The organism is Pseudomonas sp. PS02303 (assembly GCF_029959925.1).
Taxonomy (GTDB): domain Bacteria; phylum Pseudomonadota; class Gammaproteobacteria; order Pseudomonadales; family Pseudomonadaceae; genus Aquipseudomonas; species Aquipseudomonas mandelii.
On record NZ_JASCOM010000081.1, the window covers coordinates 1 to 23,801 of the forward strand.

21 protein-coding genes are annotated in these 23,801 nt (G+C 60.8%); 6 read left to right on the top strand and 15 right to left on the bottom strand.

Annotated features, from left to right (window positions below):
• Positions 1 to 97: 97 nt before the first annotated feature.
• From QMX98_RS18075 to QMX98_RS18145, 15 genes are all read right to left on the bottom strand, one after another.
• A complete protein-coding gene (locus QMX98_RS18075) occupies positions 98 to 427 on the bottom strand; it encodes a hypothetical protein (RefSeq protein ID WP_010462905.1) in 330 nt (109 codons plus the stop codon).
• Positions 424 to 1,338 (bottom strand): alpha/beta hydrolase, encoded by a 915-nt coding sequence (locus tag QMX98_RS18080; RefSeq protein WP_154503267.1) that lies wholly within the window; start codon positions 1,336 to 1,338, stop codon positions 424 to 426. The genes QMX98_RS18075 and QMX98_RS18080 overlap by 4 nt, the downstream gene beginning before the upstream one ends.
• Positions 1,339 to 1,486: 148 nt before the next feature.
• Positions 1,487 to 2,764 carry a flavohemoglobin expression-modulating QEGLA motif protein gene (locus QMX98_RS18085; RefSeq protein ID WP_010462909.1) on the bottom strand — a complete coding sequence of 426 codons (1,278 nt, stop codon included), beginning with the start codon at positions 2,762 to 2,764 and terminating at the stop codon, positions 1,487 to 1,489.
• A 36-nt stretch (positions 2,765 to 2,800) separates the two neighbouring features.
• A complete protein-coding gene (locus QMX98_RS18090; RefSeq protein ID WP_077748307.1) occupies positions 2,801 to 3,361 on the bottom strand; it encodes a hypothetical protein in 561 nt (186 codons plus the stop codon).
• Between the two features lie 157 nt (positions 3,362 to 3,518).
• Positions 3,519 to 4,235 carry a TetR family transcriptional regulator gene (locus tag QMX98_RS18095; protein ID WP_010462913.1) on the bottom strand — a complete coding sequence of 239 codons (717 nt, stop codon included), beginning with the start codon at positions 4,233 to 4,235 and terminating at the stop codon, positions 3,519 to 3,521.
• Positions 4,236 to 4,337: 102 nt separating this feature from the next.
• Positions 4,338 to 5,840: a lysine--tRNA ligase gene (gene lysS / locus QMX98_RS18100; protein WP_010462916.1), complete on the bottom strand. Its 1,503-nt coding sequence runs from the start codon at positions 5,838 to 5,840 to the stop codon at positions 4,338 to 4,340.
• 101 nt (positions 5,841 to 5,941) lie between these two features.
• Positions 5,942 to 7,037, bottom strand: a protein-coding gene (prfB, locus tag QMX98_RS18105; protein ID WP_102593528.1) for a peptide chain release factor 2 whose coding sequence is annotated in 2 segments (ribosomal slippage) — positions 5,942 to 6,964 and positions 6,966 to 7,037 — 1,095 coding nt in all. Because the reading frame shifts where the segments join, the coding sequence is not laid out codon by codon here.
• A 271-nt stretch (positions 7,038 to 7,308) separates the two neighbouring features.
• Complete coding sequence (locus QMX98_RS18110; RefSeq protein ID WP_010462924.1) at positions 7,309 to 8,310, bottom strand: diguanylate cyclase; 1,002 nt, start codon at positions 8,308 to 8,310, stop codon at positions 7,309 to 7,311.
• 48 nt (positions 8,311 to 8,358) lie between these two features.
• Positions 8,359 to 9,369, bottom strand: coding sequence for a chemotaxis response regulator protein-glutamate methylesterase (locus tag QMX98_RS18115; protein WP_282411175.1), 1,011 nt, complete (start codon positions 9,367 to 9,369; stop codon positions 8,359 to 8,361).
• On the bottom strand, positions 9,366 to 11,660 hold the full coding sequence (locus QMX98_RS18120; RefSeq protein WP_282411176.1) for a hybrid sensor histidine kinase/response regulator: 2,295 nt from the start codon (positions 11,658 to 11,660) through the stop codon (positions 9,366 to 9,368). Before QMX98_RS18120 ends, QMX98_RS18115 begins: the two co-directional genes overlap by 4 nt.
• Positions 11,657 to 12,340, bottom strand: a complete 684-nt coding sequence (locus QMX98_RS18125) for a chemotaxis protein CheW (protein ID WP_010462930.1) — start codon at positions 12,338 to 12,340, stop codon at positions 11,657 to 11,659. The genes QMX98_RS18120 and QMX98_RS18125 overlap by 4 nt, the downstream gene beginning before the upstream one ends.
• A complete protein-coding gene (locus QMX98_RS18130) occupies positions 12,337 to 13,596 on the bottom strand; it encodes a CheR family methyltransferase (RefSeq protein ID WP_282411177.1) in 1,260 nt (419 codons plus the stop codon). Before QMX98_RS18130 ends, QMX98_RS18125 begins: the two co-directional genes overlap by 4 nt.
• Entirely contained in the window at positions 13,593 to 14,129 is a 537-nt protein-coding gene (locus QMX98_RS18135) for a chemotaxis protein CheW (protein ID WP_200667786.1), read from the bottom strand. Before QMX98_RS18135 ends, QMX98_RS18130 begins: the two co-directional genes overlap by 4 nt.
• Positions 14,129 to 15,751: a methyl-accepting chemotaxis protein gene (locus QMX98_RS18140; RefSeq protein ID WP_010462936.1), complete on the bottom strand. Its 1,623-nt coding sequence runs from the start codon at positions 15,749 to 15,751 to the stop codon at positions 14,129 to 14,131. Before QMX98_RS18140 ends, QMX98_RS18135 begins: the two co-directional genes overlap by 1 nt.
• 263 nt (positions 15,752 to 16,014) lie before the next feature.
• On the bottom strand, positions 16,015 to 16,737 hold the full coding sequence (locus QMX98_RS18145; RefSeq protein ID WP_010462938.1) for a tellurite resistance TerB family protein: 723 nt from the start codon (positions 16,735 to 16,737) through the stop codon (positions 16,015 to 16,017).
• Between the two features lie 176 nt (positions 16,738 to 16,913).
• On the opposite strand from QMX98_RS18145, the gene QMX98_RS18150 reads away from it, so the two are divergent.
• The 6 genes from QMX98_RS18150 (at position 16,914) to QMX98_RS18175 (ending at position 23,685) form a co-directional block, all read left to right on the top strand.
• Positions 16,914 to 17,828 carry a LysR family transcriptional regulator gene (locus QMX98_RS18150; RefSeq protein WP_010462940.1) on the top strand — a complete coding sequence of 305 codons (915 nt, stop codon included), beginning with the start codon at positions 16,914 to 16,916 and terminating at the stop codon, positions 17,826 to 17,828.
• 99 nt (positions 17,829 to 17,927) lie between these two features.
• A complete protein-coding gene (locus tag QMX98_RS18155; RefSeq protein WP_077748302.1) occupies positions 17,928 to 19,415 on the top strand; it encodes a gamma-aminobutyraldehyde dehydrogenase in 1,488 nt (495 codons plus the stop codon).
• A gap of 82 nt (positions 19,416 to 19,497) precedes the next feature.
• Positions 19,498 to 20,649 carry a putative ABC transporter substrate-binding protein YdcS gene (gene ydcS / locus QMX98_RS18160; RefSeq protein WP_282411178.1) on the top strand — a complete coding sequence of 384 codons (1,152 nt, stop codon included), beginning with the start codon at positions 19,498 to 19,500 and terminating at the stop codon, positions 20,647 to 20,649.
• Positions 20,650 to 20,884: 235 nt separating this feature from the next.
• Complete coding sequence (locus tag QMX98_RS18165) at positions 20,885 to 21,922, top strand: ABC transporter ATP-binding protein (RefSeq protein WP_010462946.1); 1,038 nt, start codon at positions 20,885 to 20,887, stop codon at positions 21,920 to 21,922.
• 1 nt (position 21,923) lies between these two features.
• On the top strand, positions 21,924 to 22,871 hold the full coding sequence (locus QMX98_RS18170; RefSeq protein WP_077748299.1) for an ABC transporter permease: 948 nt from the start codon (positions 21,924 to 21,926) through the stop codon (positions 22,869 to 22,871).
• Complete coding sequence (locus QMX98_RS18175; protein WP_282411179.1) at positions 22,861 to 23,685, top strand: ABC transporter permease; 825 nt, start codon at positions 22,861 to 22,863, stop codon at positions 23,683 to 23,685. Before QMX98_RS18170 ends, QMX98_RS18175 begins: the two co-directional genes overlap by 11 nt.
• Positions 23,686 to 23,801 lie beyond the last annotated feature (116 nt).

Genomic DNA, 23,801 nt, shown 5'->3' on the forward strand with positions numbered 1-23,801 from the left:
CGATAGCGGTGTGTCAGACAACAGAAGTGTTGAATGCTAAACCGCTATCGCGAGCAGGCTCACGCCTACAAGGATCTTCAGTGAATGCAGGACCGGGTTACTGCTCCAGCTTCTGCGGAGTTTCTTCGCCCATGCAGCGCACGGCTTTTTTCTTGTTGTTGACCAAGACGCCCGTCAGGCCTTTCTGTTCAGTGTCAAACATCACCAGCACGCCATCGATGCACTGGGCCACTTGCGAGGCAGGCTCCAGGGAGACTTTGTAGTCCTCTCCCGGCACGGTCTTGATCATGGTGAAGTCGCTGAGCAGCAGCGCATCTTCCGGTTTGGCGAAGTGCAGGTAGCCGTAGAACCACAGGGCACCCACCGTGCCGAGGATGCTGCAGATACCGGTGATGATCAGCGGGATGGCGTTACGTTCTTCACTCATTGCGGACTCTCTGATGGTTCATCTTCTGAATTCGGGGGTGCCGGGTAGTTGGGGATTTCACCCAAGCGGCGCAGGCCGTTGAAATGCTGCGGGTCGTCGAGATACCGCAGCATGACCTTGCGCCAGACCGGGTCGGCAAATGTCTGCACATGACCACCGCGGGTCAATTGCAGCACGCGTGGCGGCGGCGCAGCTTGATACAGACGGATGCCGTTGGAAAGGGGCACGATCGGATCGTCGATGCTGTGGTAGATCAGTTTCGGTACGTCGTTGAGCTGCGCCATGGAGTTAATCGCGCTGTCACCGTCCGGCACCAGCCACGAGAGCGGCACCTGGAACGCCCAGGTCAGCCAGGAATTGCTCAGGGCGAACCGGCCGATGCTGCGATAACTGGCGGGCACGCCGTCGAGGACGAAAGCCTTGAGTTGTTTCTGCCGTTCGGGATGTTGGACCAGGTAGTGAACCGCCATGGAACCGCCGAGGCTCTGGCCCAGCAGGATCAACGGCTTGCCTTTGACTTCCGGTGCCTGGTCGAGCCACTTGAACGCGGCGTCGATGTCCTGATATATCGCCGGTAGACTCGGTTCGCCTTCGGACAACCCGTAACCGCGATAATCGATCAACAGCACTTGATAGCCTTCCTCCGGCAACCACCAACTGCCGCCCAGATGCATCGGCAGATTGCCGCCATTGCCGTGCAGATGCAGCACCGTGCCCTTGACCTCGACACCTTTTTTCGCCGGCAGCCACCAGGCGTTCAGCCTGAGGCCATCGGCGGTGGTCAGGGTCACTTCGCGGTAGTCGAGCTTGGCTTTTTCCGGGGTGAACAGTTGGCCCGGCTCGGGGTAGAACAGCAGGGAGCTGCAACCGCTCAGGGTCAGAAGAAGGCAAAGGATGCCGAGGATTCTCATCCGTTGAAACCTCGCAAGAATTGGAGTTGAAACACATTCCCCTGTAGGAGTGAGCCTGCTCGCGAAGGCGGTGTGTCAGACAACATCAATGTTGAATGTTCGGCCGCTATCGCGAGCAGGCTCACTCCCACAGGGGATTTCGTGATCGTTAGAGAATGTTGGAGTAATCCGCTTCTATCCGGTCCAGGCTCAGGTGGTTGAGGAAGTTGGAGAAGCACATCCACGCCGACAGTGCGTTCAGGTCGCGGAACTGATCCGGCAAATACTTCGGCGGCACCACCAGCCCTTCGTCCACCAACTGACGCAAGGTACGCATGTCTTCCAGCGTGGTCTTGCCGCAAAACAGCAGTGGAATCTGTTCAAGCTTGCCCTTACGCACGGCCAACTGAATGTAGTTGTAAACCATGATAAAGCCCTTGAGGTAGGACAAGTCTTTGGTAAAGGGCAGGCCGGTCGGTATCGAACCACGGAACACCCGGCTGGCATTGCCGTAGCTTTCGGCCATTTCGAAGCCTTGCTCGCGGAAGAATTCGAAGACCTGCAAGAAGTCCGCGCCCTCCTCCACCATGTGAATGGCCCGGGTGCGGTTGGTCAGTTTGCGCAGGCGGCTCGGGTAGGACGCGAAGGTGATGATTTCCATCAGGATCGCCAGCCCTTCCTGGGTCACCGTCGACGACGGCGGGCCTTTGGACAGGAAGGTGCAGATCGGCTGGTTCAGCCCGTTGAGCGTGGTGCCGACGTGGACCAGCCCTTCATGAACTTCCAGGGCGCGCACGTCACGTTCGTTGAACATCGCGTCGGTGCGAATCTTGATGTAGTCGGCGCCGGCCGCCGCATCGGCGACAATGCCGTCGGACTCGAACACCCGAATGGTCTCTTCGGCCTCGCCAAACACTTTGCTCAGCCGGGTTTGCAACAAATGCACGGCATCCTTGGCGGTGAGGATTTTCGGCTCGTCCTTCAGGTCACCCCGGCCATCGATGTTGTTCAGGTAATCGGAGAGCATCAGGCCGAGGTCGGACAGGGTCGGGTCACCGGCATGGAACGCGTCGGAAGCAGCGCCGTACAACTCCTGGGAAATCAGGCCGAAATCTTCGGTGCCGCGCGCTTCGAGCATGCGCACCACCATCCGGTATTCCTTGCACATGCGCCGCATGATTTGGCCGACCGGGTTGAACTGGCCGAGCTGACGGGTGATGTCACGCTCAATGTTCTGGAACTCCAGCTTCACTTTGCTGGAATCGAACGACAGCGGCCGATTGAGGTAATAATCGCGATCTACAGCGGGCATTTCCTTGCCCTTGGCCTTGAGGAACCCCTTGCGGATGCTGTCGTCCCACTTGACCGCATCGAGGACGCGAATCGGCGTCTGCGCCAGCACAATGCGATCGGACAAAATGCGTATCGTCTGCTGGTAATCGTCCACCCGAAACTCCTGTAGAAAAACCGTTAGGTGCTGGCTTTATTTAACGTTGGCTTTGGCCAGGCGCTGATAGCGCACGGCCTCGACGAAGACATCGGAATTGGCCGGGTCATCCAGGTAGGCAAAGACCTGATCCATGCTGCTATTGATCAATACGCCGTCGCCATCATCGGTCTCGAAACCTTCACCGCTCAGGACTTTTTGTCCGAGGGCTTGATTGATCTGTTCGAGATCGAGGTTGTAGACCACCAATTCGTGCTTATCGGTCAGTTCAAACCCGGCGATGATGAAATGCCCGCCGAACTGCGCCGGCACCTTCGCCGACAGGTACCAGCGGCTGCCGTGGCGCGACACCGTAAAGGGGTAGGCCTCGCGCTCTTTGGGTTTGGCCTTGAGGTAGCTGACCGCCTGGTAACGACTGTCGCCCAGACGGGTCAGCTCCAGGTTCATCGGCTCGCCCCAGGCGTTGGTGCTGGTCCATTTGCCGAGCAGACCTTTGGGCGCGGGGTCGCTGGCGGGCAGTGGGTCCCTGAAGGTCACCAGACAGCCACTGAGCAGCAGGAACGACAAGGCGATCACAACGACACGCCAGGCTTTCATTCAACACTCCCTATGAACACACAGCCCCGAATGGTCACCGACCTTGCAGGAGCGAGTTTTGCCCGCGAAGGCGTTGTGTCAGTCAACACATAGGTTGAATGTTATACCGCCTTCGCGGGCAAGCCTCGCTCCTACAGGGTCGAGTGCCCCGCAGGAATTACACCGACGCCAATACCAAATGCATGTAGCGGGTCAGGATACCGAGCATTTCGGCTTCGGCGACAGGCTCGGCGTCGTTGAGCAGGCCCTGATATTCCATCCGTCCGATAATCGCCGTCAACACTTTGGCATCCTGTTGTGGTTCGCGCGAACCCAATACCTGGAAAAGCTGGCATGTGCCCTGGAGCAGAATCTGCTGATGTGAACGTACCAGCTCAGCAAGGCGCGGGTTCAGCAGCGCTTCCTGGCGGAACGCCTGTTCGGCCATCAAGTGCTCCCGACGGTTGATCAGCTGCCGGTGAACGTAGTCCGACATCAACCGCGCAATGTCGTCCGCCAGCTGCGAGCGCGACTCGGGGCTGCCGTCGCCGCTGACCACCATCTCGCGCAGCAGGCCCTCGTTATTGATCCACAACTTGGCCATGAACGCGGCGCTGCGTTCCACGTACTGGGCGAAGGTATCGGTGAGCAAGTCATCGATATCCTTGAAGTAATAAGTGGTGGCCGACAGCGGCACACCGGCCTCGGCCGCTACCGCTCGGTGACGCACGGCCCGCACGCCATCGCGCACGACAATGCGCATCGCCGCATCGAGAATGTCCTGTCGACGCTGCTCGCTGCCCTGTCGGCTGGCCTTGCGGCCCTGGTACTGAACGCTTTCAGCGACCGCAGTGGCGACGCCCGCTGCACCTTCTTGAGCAATTGCACGGTTCACGACAGGTATTCCTCTCTAACTTCAAAAGTAACCATTTGATACGTTTGTACCAGACAGGCAATAAAAAGCCGCCTGTTATAGGCGGCTTTTTTATTGAAACACTTACGCTTGTGGCCGCATGTGCGGGAACAGGATCACGTCGCGGATCGACGGTGAGTTGGTCAACAACATCACCAGACGATCGATACCGATCCCTTCACCGGCCGTTGGCGGCATGCCGTACTCCAGCGCGCGAACGAAGTCGGCGTCGTAGTGCATGGCTTCGTCGTCGCCCGCGTCCTTGTCGGCCACCTGCGCCATGAAGCGCTCGGCCTGGTCTTCCGCGTCGTTCAACTCGGAGTAGGCGTTGGCGATTTCACGGCCGCCGATGAACAGTTCAAAACGGTCGGTGACGCTTGGGTTGTCGTCGTTACGACGGGCCAGCGGCGACACTTCGAACGGGTACTGAGTGATGAAGTGCGGCTGCTCCAGCTTGTGCTCGACCAGTTCTTCGAAAATCATCACCTGCAACTTGCCCAGACCTTCGAAGCCCAGCACCTTGGCGCCGGCCTTCTTGGCGATGGCGCGAGCCTTCTCGATGTCCGTCAGGTCGTCAGCGGTCAGCTCGGGGTTGTACTTGAGGATCGAGTCGAACACCGACAGACGCACGAACGGTTCGCCGAAGTGGAACACTTTGTCGCCATACGGCACGTCGGTGCTGCCCAGGACCAGCTGCGCGAGTTCGCGGAACAGTTCTTCGGTCAGGTCCATGTTGTCTTCGTAGTCGGCGTACGCCTGGTAGAACTCCAACATGGTGAATTCAGGGTTGTGACGCGTCGAAACGCCTTCGTTACGGAAGTTGCGGTTGATCTCGAACACTTTCTCGAAACCGCCAACCACCAGGCGCTTGAGGTACAGCTCAGGCGCGATACGCAGGAACATTTCCAGGTCCAGCGCGTTGTGGTGCGTCTCGAACGGCTTGGCTGCTGCGCCACCCGGGATGGTTTGCAGCATCGGCGTTTCGACTTCGAGGAAGTCACGCTTCATCAGGAAGCTGCGGATGTGCGCGATCACTTGGGAACGAACGCGGAAGGTCTGGCGCACTTCTTCGTTGACGATCAGGTCAACGTAACGCTGACGGTAGCGCTGCTCGGTGTCGGTCAGGCCGTGGTGCTTGTCCGGCAGCGGGCGCAGCGACTTGGTCAGCAGGCGCACTTCGGTCATTTCAACGTACAGGTCGCCCTTGCCGGAACGGGCCAGGGTACCAACGGCTGCGATGATGTCGCCCATGTCCCAGGTCTTCACCGCGGCCAAGGTGTCTTCGGACAGGGTCTTACGGTTGACGTAAACCTGGATGCGCCCGGTCATGTCCTGGATCACCATGAACGAGCCACGGTTGAGCATGATGCGACCGGCAACCTTGACCGGGATTGCAGCCTCTGCCAGCTCTTCCTTGGTCTTGTCCGCGTACTGTTTCTGCAAGTCTTCGCAGTAGTTGTCGCGGCGGAAGTCGTTGGGGAAGGCATTGCCCTTGGCGCGCTCGGCAGCAAGCTTTTCCTTGCGCAGGGCGATCAGGGAGTTTTCTTCCTGTTGCAGGGCTTGCGGGTCGAGTTGTAGGTCGCTCATGTCTTTAAATATTCCATCAGGTTCGTTGCCCCCGGCATTCGCCGGGGTTCGCGGGCAAGCCTCGCTCCTACAGGGTCGTATTGACCCCCGCAGGGCGTGCGTTAAAGCCCTTGTTTCAAGCTGGCCACCAGGTATTCGTCGATATCGCCGTCGAGCACCTTGTCGCAGTCACTGCGTTCGATGTTAGTGCGCAAATCCTTGATTCGCGACGCATCGAGCACGTAAGAGCGAATCTGGTGACCCCAGCCGATGTCCGACTTGGTGTCTTCCAGGGCCTGGGAGGCGGCGTTGCGTTTCTGCACTTCCTGCTCGTACAAGCGCGCCCGCAACATTTTCATCGCGGTGTCTTTGTTGGCGTGCTGGGAGCGTTCGTTCTGGCAGCTGACCACGGTGTTGGTCGGTACGTGGGTGATACGTACGGCCGAGTCGGTGGTGTTTACGTGCTGACCACCGGCACCGGAGGAGCGGTAGGTGTCGATGCGCAGGTCCGACGGGTTGATGTCGATTTCGATGTTGTCATCGATTTCCGGCGACACGAACACGGCCGAGAACGAGGTGTGGCGGCGGTTGCCGGAGTCGAACGGGCTCTTGCGCACCAGACGGTGCACGCCGATCTCGGTGCGCAGCCAGCCAAAGGCGTATTCGCCCTTGATGTGGACCGTGGCGCCCTTGATCCCGGCGACTTCACCGGCCGACAGTTCCATGATGGTCGCGTCGAAACCGCGTTTGTCAGCCCAGCGCAGGTACATGCGCAGCAGGATGTTGGCCCAGTCCTGGGCCTCGGTGCCGCCGGAGCCGGCCTGGATGTCCAGGTAGGCGTTGTTGGCGTCCATCTCACCGCTGAACATGCGACGGAATTCGAGTTTTTCCAGCGACTCGCGCAGGCGCTCGACTTCGGCAGCGACGTCATCGACGGCGGCCTGGTCTTCTTCTTCGGCGGACATCAGCAGCAAATCTTTGGCATCGGCCAGACCGCTGTGCATTTCGTCGAGAGTTTCGACGATCTGAGCCAGCAGCGACCGCTCGCGGCCCAGTTCCTGAGCGTACGACGGGTTGTTCCAGACAGCCGGATCTTCAAGCTCGCGATTGACTTCAGTCAGACGCTCATGCTTTTGATCGTAGTCAAAGATACCCCCGAATAGTTTCGGAGCGCTCGGACAGGTCCTTGATACTGTTAAGGATCGGGTTGATTTCCATGGCGGGCAGCACTCGTTGGCGAACTTTTGAAAGCCGGCGAGTATAACGTAATCAAGCTGTCACGGCAGCCCGCCTGGCGGCTTTAGGGGCGAATGATTAAAGCGGACGCCGAGTAATCTGTGGCGAGGGAGCTTGCTCCCGTTGGACTGCGCAGCAGTCCCCTTCTTTTTGCGCAGAAGAGGGGCCGCTTCGTGGCCCAGCGGGGCAAGCTCCCTCGCCACTGGGGGTATTTGCCATCCAAGAGATCAATATTCGCAATCTCGGTCGTCCGCTACTCGATGCCCACCTGATTGCGCCCATTGTTCTTCGCCAGGTAAAGCCCCTTGTCCGCCGCCGAGATCAGTTGCCGGCAATCGCTGCCCGGCTGCGGGATCATGGTCGACAGGCCGATGCTGATGGTCAGGCCAGAGCCTTCGCTGGGGACAATGTGCGGAATCTTCAGCGCTTCCACGGTGAGGCGGAGTTTTTCCGCCACCAGCCGCGCCCCGCCCGGCGTGGTGTTGGGCAACACCAAGGCGAACTCTTCCCCGCCGTAACGGGCTGGCAGGTCCGAGGGCCGGGCGCTCGCGTCGCGAATCGCGGTCGCGACTTTACGCAGGGCTTCATCGCCTTCGAGGTGGCCAAAGCTGTCGTTGTAGGACTTGAAGTAGTCGACATCGATCATCAGCAGCGACAGCTGGCTCTGATCACGCAGGGAGCGGCGCCATTCCAGCTCCAGGTATTCGTCGAAGTGCCGGCGGTTCGAGAGCCCGGTCAAGCCGTCGGAGTTCATCAACCGCTGCAACACCAGGTTGGTGTCGAGCAACTGCTGCTGGCTGACCCGCAACGCGCGGTAGGCCGCATCGCGCTGCAACAGCGTCATGTAGGACCGCGAGTGGTAGCGAATTCGCGCCACCAGCTCGATGTTGTCCGGCAGCTTGACCAGGTAATCATTGGCCCCGGCCGCGAACGCCGCGCTCTTGATCAGCGGGTCTTCCTTGGTCGACAGGACAATGATCGGAATGTTCTTGGTCGCCGGATGATTACGGTACTCACGTACCAGGCTCAGGCCGTCCAGCCCGGGCATCACCAGATCCTGCAGGATCACCGTTGGCTTGATGCGGATCGCCTGCGCAATGGCCTGGTGTGGATCGGCGCAGAAGTGGAAGTCGATATTGTCTTCATTCGACAACCCGCGACGCACCGCCTCGCCGATCATCGCCTGATCGTCCACCAGCAACACCATGGCGGCGTTTTCGTCGGTCTTGAAGTCGTCGAGCTGTAGGTCAGTCATGTGCGGTCACCTGAATACTGCTTGGGCCAGGATTGCTGCGAAAAGTCTTCATTTTGGGAAAATCTCCAGCAATCGTGGCGCTATCTTGTCCAGTGGGCGAACTTCCACGGCGGCGTCGATGGCCGCTGCCGCTTTCGGCATTCCGTAAACCGCACTGCTTTGTTGGTCCTGCGCGATGGTCAGGTAGCCCTGTTGGCGCATGAGTTTAAGCCCCTGCGCGCCGTCGCGTCCCATGCCGGTGAGCAATACGCCCACGGCATCGCCATTCCAGTAACTGGCCACGCTCTCGAAAAACACGTCGATCGAGGGCCGATAGATCTCGTTGACCGGTTCGGCGGTATAGGCCAGCGTGCCGTTTTTCAGCAAGCGAATATGGTGGTTGGTGCCCGCCAGCAACACTGTGCCGGCCAAAGGAGGCTCGCCTTCCTGAGCCAGGCGCACCTTCAGGCCGCTGGCGCTGCTGAGCCATTCGGCCATGCCGGCGGCGAACACCTGGTCAACATGTTGCACCAGCACGATCGCGGCCGAAAAATCCCGTGGCAGACCTTTCAGCAAGACTTCCAGCGCCGCTGGGCCGCCTGCCGACGAGCCGATCGCAATCAGGCGCTGGCGCGAGGCCGAGCTACGCAGCGGGCTGGGGGCCGATCGCTCACGATTGCCCTTGTCACCAATCAGCCAGACGATGTTCATGATCTTGCGCAACAACGGCGCTGCGGCCTCCTGGGCATTGCCGGCACCGAGGGCCGGGGTGTCGACCACGTCCAGCGCACCGTGGCCCATGGCCTCGAACACCCGGTGCACGTTCTGCTGACGGTCAACCGTGACAATGACGATGGCGCAGGGAGTGTCGGCCATGATCCGCCGGGTGGCCTCGATACCGTCCATCACTGGCATGATCAGGTCCATCAGGATCAGGTCCGGGGTATTTTCGGCGCAACGCTGCACCGCCTCCGCGCCATTGCCGGCGACCCAGACCACTTCATGCGCCGGTTCGAATGCCAGGGCGCGGCGCAGGGCCTCAACCGCCATGGGCATGTCGTTGACGATCGCTATTTTCATGCCCGCGCTCCTCCGATGAGCTCAACCACTGCATCAAGCAGGGCGTCGTCATGAAAACTGGCTTTGGCTAGATAATAGTCGGCTCCGGCGTCCAGTCCACGACGACGGTCTTCTTCGCGGTCTTTATAGGACACCACCATAACCGGCAGCGATTGCAGGCGATTATCCTGGCGCAGTAAAGACACCAGTTCGATGCCGTCCATGCGCGGCATATCAATGTCGGTGATCAGCAGATCGAAATCCTCCGAACGCAGCGCGTTCCAGCCATCCATACCGTCGATCGCTACGGCCACGTCGTAGCCGCGATTGAGCAGCAACTTGCGCTGCAACTCGCGAACGGTCAACGAATCGTCGACCACCAGAATCCGTTTGCGGGCCGCTTCGACGGCCTGGCTGCCCTGACGGGCAATCCGCTCCAGACGCCCGGTGTTGAGCAGCTTGTCCACCGAGCGCAGCATGTCTTCGACGTCGACGATCAGCACGACCGACCCGTCGTCGAGCAAGGCCCCGGCGGAAATGTCCTGCACCTTGCCCAGACGTTCGTCCAGCGGCAATACGACCAATGTCCGCTCGCCGATAAACCGCTCGACCGCCACCCCGTAAATCGCCTCGCGCTCGCGGATCACCACGACTTTCAGGGTTTGCTGACTGCTCGCACCCGTCGGACGCTGCAACAGCTGACTGGCAGCGACCAGCCCGACATGCCGGCCTTCGTACCAGAAGTGCTGGCGCCCTTCGACCTGCACAATGTCCGCCGGCTCCAGGTCGCACATGCGCTCGATGTGCGCCAGCGGGAACGCATACGCCTCGTCACCGACTTCCACCACCAGACTGCGCACCACCGACAGCGTCAGCGGCACTTCGAGATGAAAGCGGCTGCCCTCGCCTGCGGTCTGCTCCAGCACCACCGCGCCGCGTAACTGACGGACCATGTGCTGAACCGCGTCCAGGCCGACACCGCGACCGGACACTTCGGTGACCCGGTCGCGCAGGCTGAAACCCGGCAGAAACAGGAACGTCAGCAACTCTTCTTCACTGAGCTGCGCGGCAGTTTCAGCCGGGGATAATTGCCGCGCGATGATGCTGCGACGGACCTTTTCCAGATCGACGCCGTGACCGTCATCGCTCAATTCCAGCACCAGCAGACCGGCTTGATGAGAGGCGCGCAGACGAATCAGCCCTTCTTCAGGCTTGCCGGCGAGCAAACGCTGCTCGGGGGATTCGATGCCGTGATCGACAGCGTTGCGCAGCAAATGCGTCAGCGGCGCTTCGAGCTTTTCCAGGACGTCGCGATCGACCTGGGTTTTCTCGCCCTCGATCTCCAGCCGCACCTGTTTACCGAGGCTGCGACCGAGGTCGCGGACCATGCGCACTTGCCCGCTCAACACGTCGGCAAACGGCCGCATGCGACAGGCCAGCGCAGTGTCGTACAAGACCTGCGCCCGCTGACTGGCCTGCCAGGCAAACTCGTCCAGTTCGGCGTTTTTTTCCACCAGCAATTGCTGCGCTTCGGCCAGCAGCCGCCGGGCATCGCCCAGGGCCTCCTGAGCTTCGAGGCTCAAGGCATGTTCCTTGAGGTGGACGTTGAGGTTTTCCAGCGCCCGCAGGCCATTGTTCTGCATGCGCTTGAGGCGTTGCATCGTGGCCAGGTGCGGCTTGAGTCGCTGGGTTTCCACCAGGGACTTGCTCGACAGGTCGAGCAGGCTGTTCAGGCGTTCGGCCGTGACGCGCAACACGCGTTCGCCATTTTCAGTGGTGCGCCGGAGCTTTCTCGGCGGTTCGACGGGTGGCGGTTCGGCGACCGGAATCAGTTCCTCGACTTTGGGCGCGAGTGCTTCAGGCTCCGGCTCGGACTCGGTCATGAACGGGGCGATCGGCGTGCTGATCGGCGCGGCCAGCGCATTTGGATCCAGCAACCGCGCCATCAGTGCCACATAGGCCTCGATATCCGCCGATTCGGGATTGTTACTCGGCGTCGCAATGCGCATCAGCAAATCAGTGCCTTGCAGCAAGGCATCAATGTGCTCGGGCCGCAGGTACAGGCGCCCTTCCTGCGCGCTGACCAGGCAATCTTCCATCACATGGGCGACGCTGACGCCGGCATCAACCCCGACAATCCGCGCCGCGCCTTTGAGCGAGTGAGCCGCGCGCATGCACGACTCGAGGTGATCGGCCTGGGTCGGATCGCGTTCCAGCGCCAGAAGACCTGCGCTCAGCACTTGGGTCTGGGCTTCGGCTTCGAGGCTGAACAGCTCCAGCAACGAGGCGTCGCGCATTTGCTCGGGGGTCATGTGAGGCTCCGGGTCACGGCGGACAATAGCTGTTCTTCATCCAGCCAACGCAGGCTGCGCCCCTTGAATTGCAACACGCCCCGGGTGTATCTGGCGCTGGCTTGGGTGCCGGACTGCGAGGCGGCCTCGAGAATGCGCTCGTCGATGGCGTGAATCCCGTCCACTTCGTCCACCGGCACCACCACTGGCCCGCCGTGGGCGGCGATGATCAGCATCCTCGGCATCACGCGCGCGCCTGACGTCACGCTGGCAGTGCCATCGAGACCGAGCAGTTCCACCAGCGACAGGCACGCCACCAACGCACCGCGCACATTCGCCACGCCGAGCAAGGCCCGAGAGCGCTGGTGCGGTAACGAATGAATCGCTTGCAGCGGTGCCACTTCGACCAGGCTGCGAGTGGCCAGGCCCAGCCATTCTTCGCCAAGTCGAAACATCAGCAGCGAGCGGGTTTTCACGTCGATTTCCACCGCCACCGAGACCTGCTCGCGATCGTCCTGTTGCAAGGCGTAGCGGTCGAGCAAGCGCGTGGCCGCGGCGGAATACACCGCGCAGTTGCGGCAGTGAATGTGTTCGATCAGCAGCGGGCAGGACTTGTCGCCGTGGATTCCGATGCGGTTCCAGCAGTCATCGATGGCCTGGGCATCTTTATGGGTGAGGTTCAAAGTGTCGGAGGCGTTCATCGTTTACGCTCACTGTCGGCGGCGCGTTCGCTGCGGGCGGCGCGGTCCTGCAATCTTTTCGCACCCGCCGTGTCGCCCTGGGATTGCAGCAAGGCTGCCAGGTGCATCAACGCGTCGGGATGTTGCGGTTCGAGGTACAGGGCCTTGCGATAAAATCCCTGGGCTTCGAGGGCTCGACCAGCGACATCGCTGAGTAACCCCAGCCAATAAAACACCTGGGCCACAGGCTCGTGGCTGCGCAAATAACCTTCACAGGCGGCGCGAGCTTCGGCACTTTTGCCTTCGTTGGCGAGGGCAGCGATGTTGGCCAGCAAGGCGGCAGCGTCCGAAGCTTTTGGCGTGACGGCCGGCGGAGTGAGCGTTGCGAACGGACGATGGCGCACGGGCGGCGGAGTCACGCTACGCACCGGCTGACGCACTGGCAGCGGTGTCGGAACAAAGACTGGCAGAGGCTCGGGCGCACGCTGACGACTGAAGGCAAACGACTGCGGGATGCCAATCGAGCGCATGCCGAATCGACCGAGCAAACTGCCTTCGGCCGGGCCGATAAACAGCACGCCGTCGACATGGGTCAGGCGCTTGAGCACTTCGAAGACTTGTTGCTGGGTAGGCAGATCGAAATAGATCAGCAGGTTGCGGCAGAACACAAAATCATAGGGTGGCTCGCTGGCCAGCAGCGCCGGATCCAGCAGATTACCGACTTGCAAACGCACCTGTTCAATCACTCGCTCGTTGAGGCGGTAGCCGTCTTCTTCGGCGCTGAAATGCCGCTCGCGAAATTCGACGTCCTGGCCACGAAACGAATTCTTGCCGTACAGCGCACGCTTGGCTTTTTCCACCGACAGCGGGCTGACGTCCATGCCTTCGACCTTGAACTGATGCGGCTTGAGTCCGGCATCGAGCAAGGCCATGGCGATGGAGTACGGCTCCTCGCCCGTGGAGCACGGCAGACTGAGAATCCGCAGCGCGCGCATGTAATTGATGTCGGCTAAACGCTGGATGGCCAGTTTCGCCAGGGTTGCGAAGGATTCCGGGTAGCGGAAGAACCAGGTCTCGGGAACGATCACCGCTTCGATCAACGCCTGCTGTTCGTCCTGTGAACCTTGCAATGTGTGCCAATACTCATCGGCCGTCAGCACCCTGGAGGCGGTGCTGCGCTGGCGCACCGCGCGCTCGATGATTGCCGGCCCCACCGACGTCACGTCGAGGCCGATGCGTTCCTTGAGGAAATCGAAGAACCGCTGATCGCTGCTCATGGCCCATCCTCAAGCAGCGCCGGGGCCAGCGGTGGCGAAGGAAACAGCAGCGCGCGCACCTGTTCATCGAGCAGATCGGCCACCCGCACCCATTGCAGCAAGCCTTGGGCATCTTCACGGACCGGCCCCAGGTACGGCGCCTGGCGATTGTCCAGGCCATAGGGCTTAAAGTCCGCCGGATTGCAACGCAAGGTGTCGGTGGCCTGCTCAAGAATCAGTCCGAGCAACTGTGAAGGCGTCTGCTCGTCCGGCCAATAGTGCACCAGCACCAGCCGTGTGCTGGTGCGCGATTGCGCCGGCTCGCCAAAGGTCAGCGCGCTGAGGTCGATCACCGGCACCACCGCGCCGCGATAGGCAAACACCCCGGCGACCCAGTCAGGCGCCTTGGCAATCGGCTTCAATGGCAGACGCGGCAGCACCTCGGCCACCTCGCGCGCCTGCAAGGCATAACGCTCGTTGCCGATGCGAAACAGCAGAAACAACGCCTGTCTGGCCGGCATCACCGTGCTGTGTTTGGCCGCGAGTTCGCTCATCAGACTTTGAATCGCGAGACGCCGCCCCGCAGCCCGACGGCCACCTGGCTCAGCTCGTCAATGGCGAAACTGGCCTGGCGCAGGGACTCGACGGTCTGGCTGCTGGCATCACCCAACTGCACCAGCGCGTGGTTGATCTGTTCGGCGCCGGTGGCCTGCGCCTGCATGCCTTCGTTGACCATCAACACCCGCGGCGCCAGCGCCTGAACCTGGTGGATGATCTGCGACAACTGCTCGCCGACCTGTTGCACTTCAGACATGCCGCGCCGCACTTCTTCGGAGAACTTGTCCATGCCCATGACCCCGGCCGACACCGCCGACTGGATTTCACGGACCATTTGCTCGATGTCATACGTGGCCACGGCGGTCTGATCCGCCAGACGCCGCACTTCGGTGGCGACCACGGCAAATCCGCGCCCGTATTCACCCGCCTTTTCGGCTTCGATCGCGGCATTCAGAGAAAGCAGATTAGTCTGATCGGCGACTTTGACGATGGTCACCACCACCTGGTTAATGTTGCCGGCCTTCTCGTTGAGGATCGCCAGTTTGGCGTTGACCAGATCGGCCGCGCCCATCACCGAGTGCATGGTCTCCTCCATGCGCGCCAGGCCTTGCTGCCCGGACCCGGCCGCGACCGAGGCCTGGTCGGCGGCGGTGGAGACTTCGGTCATGGTGCGCACCAGATCACGGGAGGTGGCCGCGATTTCGCGGGACGTCGCGCCGATTTCGGTGGTGGTGGCGGCGGTTTCGGTGGCGGTGGCTTGTTGTTGCTTGGAGGTGGCGGCGATTTCGGTCACCGACGTGGTGACCTGGACGGAGGAGCGTTGGGCCTGGGACACGAGCGAGGTGAGTTCGGTCATCATGTCGTTGAAGCCGGTTTCCACGGCCCCGAATTCGTCTTTGCGTTCCAGGTTCAGACGGCCGCTGAGATCACCAGTGCGCATGATTTCGAGGATCTGCACAATCCGGTTCATCGGCGCCATGATCGCGCGCATTAACAGCAAACCGCAGAGGCCGGCGGCCAATACCGCGACCAACAGGGAAATGCCCATGATGACTTTCGCGGTGATCACGGCGTCATCAATGGCCGCGATGTCCTGGTCGGCGACCGCTTTGTTTTCGCGGATGATGTCATTGAGCTTCATGCGACCTGCGGTCCAGGCCGGGGTCAGTTGCTCGTTGAACAGTTTGATCGCGTCGGCTCCCTGATTGCGCTTGTGCAAGTCGAGCACAGCGGCCAGGACCTTGTTGTAATCGGCATGGAGTTTTTCAAAAACGGCGTATTCGACCTTGTCTTCATCCGTGGTGACGGTGGCCTGGTAGTTCTTCATTTGCTCCTGCAGATGAGCTTCGAAGCTTTTGAAGCTGTCGGCTTCTTCTGCGCTGAAACCCTGCCCCTCTTTCAAACCGAGCATCTCCTGGGTTCGAAGGTACGTGTCGACCCAGGCACTGCGAACCATCGAGCTGTAATACAACCCGGGCAACGCGTCCTCACGCACACTGGCTTCGCTGACCTCAATCTTCAAGAGCCGCGAATAGGAGACAACCACCATCAACAACATGATGGCGATAATCACCGCAAAGCTCGCCAAGATGCGTTGGCGCAACGTCCAGTTCTTCACGGGTCAATCCTCGGGCGATTCAAATGCCGGGGAGTATAGCTGAGGGTGTTTCATTTATAAGACGGGTGTCATGCTTCTATTTCGTCGCGATGAAAGCGAATTGGCAGGCGCGTGCGGTGAATGGATCACGGGATGAGACAAGCAAACGCCTTCGCAAGCAGGCTCGCTCCATTGACCGGGTTGATCAATCGAACGCGGTCCTTTGTGGGAGCGAGCCTGCTCGCGAAAAACGATGACACGGTTTAACTGACCTGACTGCGCAATTAAAGGGAAGCCTGCCGCACCTGCTTTTCCAGCTCCGCCTTCAATCCCGGCTCCAGCTTCAACTGCCGTGCCAGTTCATCCAGGTAGGACTTCTCCATGAAGCTCTCCTCATCCACCAGCATCACGCTGGCGATGTACATCTCAGCCGCCATTTCCGGCGTGCTGGCCGCGCGGGCGACTTCTGTCGGGTCGAGCGGCTTGCTGAGTTCGGCATGCAGCCACTGCTGCAATTCCTGATCGTTGTCGAGCTTGGTGAATTCGCCTTCGATCAATGCACGCTCGCGATCATCAACGTGGCCATCGGCTTTGGCCGCAGCCACCAATGCCTTGAGAATCGCCTGGCTGTGCAACTCAACCTGCGCAGGTGGCAGGCGGTCGAGTGTTTGCGGCTCGGTCTTCGGCGCGGTGCCCTGCTGGGCCTGCCAGTTGCCGTAAGCCTTGTAGGCAATCACGCCGAGCGCCGCGAGACCACCGTAGATGGCGACTTTGCCGCCGACATTGCGGGCCTTTTTGCTGCCGAGCAACAGGCCCATGGCACCAGCCGCCAAGGCACCACCGCCCGCGCCTGAGAGCAAACCGCCGAGGCCGCCCGAACCACCGCTGCCACCGAGCAATCCGCCCAATCCACCGCTGGACGACTTGTTTTGATTTGCGCCGGCCTTGTTCTTCATCAGGTCCTGACCGGACTTGAGTAGTTGATCGAGCAATCCACGCGTATTCATTTTGCCGCCTCCACGAAAGGGGTTAACCGGACACATAAGGCCACCAGCCTAGAACGAAAGTGCCCGGCGACCGGGGACGAGAGTGCTTCTGGATGTTGCCTGAAAAAAACGGGCCATCGATTAAAGCGATATACACTCAAGCGAATCTATAAAAACCGCCCACCGGGTAACTCCCCATGATGACCTTGCGTCAGATCCGTCACTTCATCGCCGTGGCCGAGACCGGATCGATCTCCGCCGCCGCGCAAACCGCGTTCATTTCCCAATCAACCTTGACCCTGGCGATCCAGCAACTGGAAGAGGAGATTGGCGTCGGCCTGTTCAACCGACACGCCAAGGGCATGAGCCTGACCCATCAGGGCCACCAATTCCTGCGCCAGGCGCACCTGATTCTGGCCACGGTGGACAACGCCAAACGCAGCCTGCAACAAAGCACCGATCAGGTCGCCGGGCAGCTGATCATCGGCGTGACCAGCCTGGTGGCCGGTTATTACCTTGCGGATTTGCTCACCCGTTTCCAGCGCGCCTACCCCAATGTCGAGATTCGGGTGATGGAGGATGAGCGCCCGTACATCGAACATTTGCTGGTCAGCGGTGAGATCGATGTCGGCGTGCTGATCCTGTCCAACCTCGAAGACCGCCATGCCTTGCAGACTGAAGTGCTGACTCATTCGCCCCACCGGTTGTGGTTGCCGGCTCAGCATCCGCTGCTGGAACACGACAGCATCAACCTTGCCGATGTGGCCCGCGAACCACTGATTCAGCTCAACGTCGACGAAATGGACCGCAACGCCCACCGCATGTGGAGCGGTGCCGGGCTGCAACCGCGCATCACCCTGAAAACCGCGTCGACGGAAGCCGTTCGGAGCCTGGTGGCCGCAGGTCTGGGTGTATCGATCCAGCCCGACATGACCTACCGCCCCTGGTCACTGGAGGGCGACATCATCGAAGCCCGCCCGATTGCCGACCTGAGCCAGACCCTCGACGTCGGCCTGGCATGGCGTCGTGGCACGGCGCGTCCGGCGTTGGTGGACCCGTTTTTGACCGTGGCCCGCGAACAACCCCACGGCGGGCGCAAGCCATCTATTTAATCGAACGCCACCTTCAGTATTTAGAATTTGTCGACCTCGGGCCCGCGCACTAGTCTTGCTCAATCAATAAGACGGCCGGGCCCAGTCACTGGGAGCACCATGGCCACACAAGAAAAGAGAACCCGAAAAATGGCTGGCGCGCAGACCCCGTTGTTCACCGCGTTGTTGATCGATGGCGAATTGGTCGCGGGTCAGGGTTTTGTCGAGCCGATCCTCAACCCCGCCACCGGGGAAGTGCTGACTCACATCGCCGAAGCCAGCACCGAGCAAGTCGAAGCCGCCATCCTTGCCGCCCACCGCGCCTTTGCCGGCTGGTCGCGGACCACACCGCAGCAACGCTCGAACCTGTTGCTGGACATCGCCAACGCCATCGAAAAACAAGCCGACCTCCTCGCCCGACTCGAATCGCTGAATTGCGGCAAACCGTTGCACCTGGCCCGTCAGGACGACTTGAGCGCGACGGTCGATGTGTTCCGCTTCTTTGCCGGCGCCGTGCGTTGCCAGACCGGCCAGCTCAGCGGCGAATACCTGCCGGGCTACACCAGCATGGTCCGGCGCGATCCGATTGGCGTGGTCGCCTCGATTGCGCCGTGGAACTACCCGATCATGATGGCCGCGTGGAAAATCGCCCCGGCCCTCGCCGCCGGCAATACGCTGGTGTTCAAACCGTCCGAACACACGCCGCTGTCGATTCTGGCCCTGGCGCCGGCGTTGGCCGAGATCCTTCCACGCGGCGTGATCAACATCGTCTGCGGCGGCGGCGAAGGCGTCGGCAGCCACTTGGTCAGCCATCCCAAAGTGCGCATGGTGTCGCTGACCGGCGATATCGTCACCGGGCAGAAAATCCTCCAGGCTGCAGCAAAAACCCTCAAGCGCACGCACCTTGAGCTCGGCGGCAAAGCGCCGGTGATCGTCTGCAACGATGCCGACATTCAAGCCGTGGTCGAAGGCGTGCGCACTTACGGTTATTACAACGCGGGGCAGGATTGCACCGCGGCTTGCCGGATTTATGCACAGGCCGGGATTCACGACCGCCTGGTGGCGGAACTCGGCGCGGCGGTCAGCAGCCTGCGCTTTGCCGGTAAACGCGACGCCGACAACGAAATCGGCCCGCTGATCAGCACCCGCCAGCGCGACCGCGTGGCCAGTTTCGTCGAGCGCGCCCTCGGCCAGCCGCACATCGAGCGGGTGACCGGCGCGGCGGTGCATTCCGGTGCCGGCTTCTATTACCAGCCGACGCTGCTGGCCGGTTGCAAGCAGAGCGACGAGATCGTCCAGCGCGAAGTATTCGGGCCGGTGGTCACCGTGACCCGTTTCGATCAGCTCGAACAAGCCGTGGACTGGGCCAACGATTCGGAATACGGCCTCGCCTCCTCGGTCTGGACGCAGAACCTCGACAAGGCCATGCAGGTCGCGGCGCGGTTGCAGTACGGCTGCACCTGGATCAACAGCCATTTCATGCTGGTCAGCGAAATGCCCCACGGCGGCCTCAAGCGGTCCGGGTATGGCAAAGACTTATCCAGCGATTCGCTTCAGGACTACAGCGTGGTGCGGCACATCATGGCGCGCCACGGACAGCATCTCTGACTACGCTAATAACAAGCCGCTAACGGCATGCTTCACCACGTTCACAACTGCCCCGACCATAATTAAAGAAGAGGGAATCCCCATGTTCGTGCACAAGACCGCACTGCTCAGTGCAATCACCACGGCGCTGCTGGCCAGCGCCAGTCTCCAGGCCGCCGAACCACTGAAAGCCGTCGGTGCCGGCGAAGGCCAGCTGGATATCGTGGCGTGGCCCGGCTACATCGAACGTGGCGAAAGCGACAAGGCCTACGACTGGGTGACCGGTTTCGAGAAGGAAACCGGCTGCAAGGTCAATGTGAAGACTGCGGCGACTTCCGATGAAATGGTCAGCCTGATGGCCAAGGGCGGTTATGACCTGGTGACGGCGTCAGGCGATGCCTCGTTGCGGTTGATCGTCGGCAAGCGTGTGCAGCCGATCAACACCGCGTTGATTGCGAACTGGAAAAGCCTCGACCCACGCCTCAAAGATGCGCCGTGGTACGTGGTCAACAAGCAGACCTACGGCACCCCGTATCAGTGGGGCCCGAACGTGCTGATGTACAACACCAACGTATTCAAAACTGCGCCGACCAGCTGGGGCGTGGTGTTCGATGCGCAGAACCTGCCGGACGGCAAGGCCAACAAGGGCCGCGTGCAGGCTTACGACGGCCCGATCTACATCGCCGACGCGGCGCTGTACCTGAAAAGCACCAAGCCGGAACTGGGCATCAAGGACCCGTACCAACTCACCGAAGCCCAGTACAAGGCGGTACTCGATCTGTTGCGCGCCCAGCAGCCGTTGATCCATCGCTACTGGCACGACACCACCGTGCAGATGAGTGACTTCAAAAACGAAGGCGTGGTCGCGTCCAGCGCCTGGCCGTATCAGGTCAACGGCCTGATCAACGAGAAACAACCGATCGCCTCGACCATCCCGAAAGAAGGCGCCACCGGTTGGGCCGACACCACGATGTTGCACGCCGAAGCCAAGCACCCGAACTGCGCTTACAAATGGATGGACTGGTCACTGCAACCGAAAGTCCAGGGTGATGTGGCGGCCTGGTTCGGTTCGTTGCCAGCGGTGCCAGCGGCCTGTACCGGCAGTGAATTGCTGGGTGCCGAAGGCTGCAAGACCAACGGCTTCGACCAGTTCGAGAAAATCGCCTTCTGGAAAACCCCGCAGGCTGAAGGGGGCAAGTTCGTGCCTTACAGCCGCTGGACCCAGGACTACATCGCGATTATGGGCGGCCGCTAACCCACCGGCCCCTGTGGCAAGGGAGCTTGCTCCCGCTGGGTGGCGAAGCTGCCCCAAAACCAGTTAATGCGGTCTATCAGAGAGACCGCATCAGTCCTTTTGGGAGTGCTGCGCACTCCAGCGGGAGCAAGCTCCCTCGCCACAATAAGTTTTCCAACCAGAAAGTTGATTCAGATTTTTCAGAAGTCCAGGCAGGGCCGCTGTGACGGCCCTCGCCTTTTTGGAGCACCGCACCATGACGCTTGCAGTCCAGTTCACCAACGTTTCCCGTCAGTTCGGCGAAGTGAAGGCCGTTGACCGGGTTTCCATCGATATCCAGGACGGCGAGTTCTTCTCCATGCTGGGCCCTTCCGGCTCGGGCAAAACCACCTGTTTGCGCCTGATCGCCGGTTTCGAACAACCGAGCGCTGGCTCTATCCGAATTCATGGCGAGGAAGCCGCCGGACTGCCGCCGTATGAGCGTGACGTCAACACGGTGTTTCAAGATTACGCGCTGTTCCCGCACATGAACGTGCTCGACAACGTCGCCTATGGCTTGAAAGTCAAAGGCGTCGGTAAAGCCGAACGGCAGAAACGTGCCGAAGAAGCCCTCGACATGGTTGCCCTCGGCGGTTACGGCGAGCGCAAACCGGTGCAACTGTCCGGCGGCCAGCGCCAGCGTGTGGCCCTGGCCCGCGCCCTGGTCAATCGCCCTCGCGTGCTGCTGCTCGACGAGCCGTTGGGCGCTCTCGATCTGAAGCTGCGCGAACAGATGCAGAGTGAGTTGAAGAAGCTGCAACGCCAGCTCGGCATCACCTTTATCTTCGTCACCCACGACCAGACTGAAGCGCTGTCGATGTCCGACCGTGTGGCAGTGTTCAACAAAGGACGCATCGAGCAGGTCGACACCCCGCGTAACCTGTACATGAAACCGGCCACCACGTTCGTCGCGGAATTCGTCGGCACGTCCAACGTGATTCGCGGCGATCTGGCCAAGCAATTGAGTGGCAATCCACAGCCGTTTTCGATTCGCCCGGAACACGTGCGTTTTGCCGAAGGCCCGCTGGCCAGCCACGAGATTGAAGTCAGCGGCTTGCTCCACGACATTCAGTACCAGGGCAGCGCCACGCGCTATGAACTGAAACTGGAAAACGGCCAGACCCTGAACATCAGCCAGGCCAACGTGCAGTGGCTGGACGTCAGCGCCCAGCACCAGACCGGGCAACGCATCAGCGCACGCTGGGCGCGCGAGGCGATGGTCCCGCTGCACGACAACGTTGTCGGTGGGGTGTGAGATGACCAGCGTGGCTATCCCTCAAACCCCGGCCGGCGGTTCGCCGTTGCGCAGGTTTTCCAACCTGCTGTATCGCCGACCGAATTTTTACCTGTCCCTGCTGCTGGTGCCGCCGCTGCTGTGGTTCGGTGCAATTTATCTCGGCTCGCTGCTGGTGCTGCTGTGGCAAGGCTTCTACACCTTCGATGACTTCACCATGGCGGTCACCCCCGACCTGACCCTGGCGAACTTCGCAGCGCTGTTCCAGCCGTCGAACTTCGACATCATCCTGCGCACGCTGAGCATGGCCGTCGCCGTGTCGCTCGCCAGCGCGATCGTCGCGTTCCCGATTGCCTATTACATGGCGCGTTACACCACTGGCAAAACCAAGGCGTTTTTCTACATCGCGGTGATGCTGCCGATGTGGGCCAGTTACATCGTCAAGGCGTATGCCTGGACCTTGCTGCTGGCCAAGGGCGGCGTCGCGCAGTGGTTCGTTCAACACCTGGGGCTGGAGCCGGTGTTGCAATTCGTGCTGGGCATTCCCGGCGTAGGCGGCAGCACTTTATCGACCTCGCACCTGGGCCGTTTCATGGTGTTCGTCTACATCTGGCTGCCGTTCATGATCCTGCCAATCCAGGCTTCGCTGGAACGCCTGCCGCCGTCGTTGTTGCAAGCGTCTGCGGACCTGGGTGCCAAGCCACGCCAGACCTTCATGCAGGTGATTCTGCCGCTGTCGATTCCAGGCATCGCGGCTGGTTCGATCTTCACCTTTTCGCTGACCCTGGGCGACTTCATCGTGCCGCAGCTGGTGGGCCCGCCGGGTTACTTCGTGGGCAGCATGGTTTACGCGCAGCAGGGCGCAATCGGCAACATGCCGATGGCCGCGGCCTTCACATTGGTGCCGATTGTGTTAATCGCCATTTACCTGACTATCGTCAAACGACTGGGGGCCTTCGATGCACTCTGACTCTTCATCACAGGGGCAGGCTTCTATCGGATTAAAAATCGCAGCCTGGGGCGGGTTGGTGTTCCTGCACTTTCCGATCCTGATCATCTTCCTTTACGCCTTCAACACCGAAGAAGCGGCGTTCAGCTTTCCACCCAAGGGCTTCACCCTGCATTGGTTCAGCGTGGCGTTTTCTCGGCCCGATGTACTGGAAGCGATCAAGTTGTCGGCCGAAATTGCCGCCATCGCGACACTGATTGCGATGGTCCTCGGCACCCTCGCGTCGGCGGCGTTGTACCGGCGGGATTTCTTCGGCAAGCAAGGCATCTCGTTGATGCTGATCCTGCCGATTGCGTTGCCCGGGATCATCACCGGGATCGCGTTGCTGGCGACCTTCAAGACACTGGGGATCGAACCGGGGATGCTCACCATCATCGTCGGCCACGCGACCTTCTGCGTGGTGATCGTCTACAACAACGTCATCGCCCGTTTGCGCCGCACTTCGCACAGTTTGATTGAAGCGTCGATGGACCTCGGCGCCGACGGTTGGCAGACCTTCCGTTACATCGTCCTGCCGAATCTTGGCTCGGCGTTGCTGGCCGGCGGCATGCTCGCGTTTGCGCTGTCGTTCGACGAAATCATCGTCACCACCTTCACCGCCGGCCATGAACGCACCCTGCCGCTGTGGCTGCTCAACCAGCTCAGCCGCCCACGGGACGTGCCAGTGACCAACGTTGTCGCGATGCTGGTGATGATGGTGACCATGCTGCCGATTCTCGGTGCTTATTACCTGACCCGGGGCGGTGAGAGCGTGGCGGGTAGCGGCGGGAAATAACGAATAACGATTACTCCCTGTCGTAACCGAATCGAATGTGGGAGCGAGCCTGCTCGCGAAAGCGGTGTGTCAGCCAACATCAATGTTGAATGTTAAACCGCATTCGCGAGCAGGCT

What these genes read in the sequence shown, in the direction of transcription:
- QMX98_RS18080 (WP_154503267.1), bottom strand. Translation starts at nt 1,338, where the DNA reads ATGAGAATCCTCGGCATCCTTTGCCTTCTTCTGACCCTGAGCGGTTGC.
- QMX98_RS18145 (WP_010462938.1), bottom strand. Translation starts at nt 16,737, where the DNA reads ATGAATACGCGTGGATTGCTCGATCAACTACTCAAGTCCGGTCAGGAC.
- QMX98_RS18120 (WP_282411176.1), bottom strand. Translation starts at nt 11,660, where the DNA reads ATGACCCCCGAGCAAATGCGCGACGCCTCGTTGCTGGAGCTGTTCAGC.
- QMX98_RS18135 (WP_200667786.1), bottom strand. Translation starts at nt 14,129, where the DNA reads ATGAGCGAACTCGCGGCCAAACACAGCACGGTGATGCCGGCCAGACAG.
- QMX98_RS18090 (WP_077748307.1), bottom strand. Translation starts at nt 3,361, where the DNA reads ATGAAAGCCTGGCGTGTCGTTGTGATCGCCTTGTCGTTCCTGCTGCTC.
- QMX98_RS18075 (WP_010462905.1), bottom strand. Translation starts at nt 427, where the DNA reads ATGAGTGAAGAACGTAACGCCATCCCGCTGATCATCACCGGTATCTGC.
- QMX98_RS18170 (WP_077748299.1), top strand. Translation starts at nt 21,924, where the DNA reads ATGACCAGCGTGGCTATCCCTCAAACCCCGGCCGGCGGTTCGCCGTTG.
- lysS (WP_010462916.1), bottom strand. Translation starts at nt 5,840, where the DNA reads ATGAGCGACCTACAACTCGACCCGCAAGCCCTGCAACAGGAAGAAAAC.
- QMX98_RS18165 (WP_010462946.1), top strand. Translation starts at nt 20,885, where the DNA reads ATGACGCTTGCAGTCCAGTTCACCAACGTTTCCCGTCAGTTCGGCGAA.
- QMX98_RS18125 (WP_010462930.1), bottom strand. Translation starts at nt 12,340, where the DNA reads ATGAACGCCTCCGACACTTTGAACCTCACCCATAAAGATGCCCAGGCC.
- QMX98_RS18130 (WP_282411177.1), bottom strand. Translation starts at nt 13,596, where the DNA reads ATGAGCAGCGATCAGCGGTTCTTCGATTTCCTCAAGGAACGCATCGGC.
- QMX98_RS18155 (WP_077748302.1), top strand. Translation starts at nt 17,928, where the DNA reads ATGGCCACACAAGAAAAGAGAACCCGAAAAATGGCTGGCGCGCAGACC.
- QMX98_RS18175 (WP_282411179.1), top strand. Translation starts at nt 22,861, where the DNA reads ATGCACTCTGACTCTTCATCACAGGGGCAGGCTTCTATCGGATTAAAA.
- QMX98_RS18115 (WP_282411175.1), bottom strand. Translation starts at nt 9,369, where the DNA reads ATGAAAATAGCGATCGTCAACGACATGCCCATGGCGGTTGAGGCCCTG.
- ydcS (WP_282411178.1), top strand. Translation starts at nt 19,498, where the DNA reads ATGTTCGTGCACAAGACCGCACTGCTCAGTGCAATCACCACGGCGCTG.
- QMX98_RS18110 (WP_010462924.1), bottom strand. Translation starts at nt 8,310, where the DNA reads ATGACTGACCTACAGCTCGACGACTTCAAGACCGACGAAAACGCCGCC.
- QMX98_RS18150 (WP_010462940.1), top strand. Translation starts at nt 16,914, where the DNA reads ATGATGACCTTGCGTCAGATCCGTCACTTCATCGCCGTGGCCGAGACC.